The organism is Chitinophaga oryziterrae (assembly GCF_009758125.1).
In the GTDB taxonomy this organism is placed as follows: Bacteria; Bacteroidota; Bacteroidia; order Chitinophagales; family Chitinophagaceae; genus Chitinophaga; species Chitinophaga oryziterrae.
This window is the reverse complement of sequence record NZ_WRXO01000031.1, coordinates 1-1,313: the sequence shown is the minus strand read 5'-3', so window position 1 is coordinate 1,313 and position 1,313 is coordinate 1. Positions and strand designations below refer to the sequence as shown.

At 37.0% G+C, this 1,313-nt stretch carries 1 protein-coding gene; it reads left to right on the top strand.

Going from position 1 to position 1,313, the window contains the following annotated elements; translation table 11 throughout:
- Nucleotides 1–1,312, top strand: a 1,312-nt coding sequence (locus GO495_RS31860) for an IS4 family transposase (RefSeq protein WP_157304006.1), incomplete at its 5' end; no start/stop codon positions are given.
- Nucleotide 1,313: the final 1 nt, after the last annotated feature.

Sequence of the window (1,313 nt, the reverse complement as noted above, 5' to 3'; positions counted from 1 at the left end):
TAATGGGGTACATTCGATACGACGTTTAGCAGGAAGCGATTCAGAAGCCAAAGCGATGTATCGTTTTTTACAGAATGACCGTGTTAGTGAAGATGACATCATCAGAAATATGTCATCCAATTGTGTTAGTTGCGTTGGAAACAGACCAGTTTTGTGCATTCAGGATACCAGTGATGTTAATCTATATAACCACAAGAATAGAATAAAAAAGGACAACTATATAGGGACAACTAATGCTCCTACTTGTGGTCTCGGTTTTCATATACATCCGGGATTTGTTATAGATGCAGAAAGTTTTATGCCGTATGGTTTTTCAACCATAAAAATTTGGAACAGGTCACATGAACAAGCTAAAAAAGATGTGAGCCATCATAAAAAGATGCTTCCTACAGAGGGTAAGGAATCTTATAGATGGATAGAGACTTCTCTTAAAAGCAAAGAGATTTTACAGCCAGCAAGTGAAATTATTATCATTCAGGACAGAGAAGGAGATATTTATGAGCAATTCGCGGTTGTTCCCGACTCCAAGACACACCTGCTTATTAGAGCCAAATCAAATCGGATTCTTCAAGGAAAACAAAAACTTTTTGAATATCTCTCAAGTCAGCCGTTACAAGGTTCTTATGAAGTTAAAATAGAAGGAGATAAAAGAAGAAGCACAACGAAAAGAACTGCGACAATTGAGGTACGTTTTTCAGCAATAACGATCAGCAGCCATCAGTACATCGATAAAAGTCTTCCTAAAAATATAACCCTTTATGCTATCGAAGCTAAAGAGGTGGGAGATGATATAGAAAATCCTATTCATTGGAGATTATTGACTACTAAAAAAGTAGAAGATTTACAAACTGCATTGGTTTGCATAGAATGGTATACCTGCCGTTGGGTTATCGAAGAAGTGTTTAAAATTTTAAAGAAAGAAGGATTTAATATTGAAGCAAGCGAATTATCGCAACCCAAAGCAATAAGAAAGCTATGTTTAATGATGCTGGAAACTATTATCAAACTTTTTATTATGCAGATTGCATACGCAATGCCAGAAGAGTCATGCCCACAAAGTTGCTTCTCCCAGGAGGAAATGGAATGTTTAGAAATACAGATCGAACAGTTAGAAGGTAAAACAGATAAACTGAAAAACCCATATACATCTTCCGATTTAAAAAGATATATATGGGCTATAGCCAGATTAGGTGGCTGGAAAGGCTATCTCTCAGAACGTAAACCCGGCATCACTACCTTTTGGATGGGGCTGCAAAAATTTACTGCAGTCATGCAAGGCTGGATTCTTTTTAGAAATGTGTCCAGACGGTAGC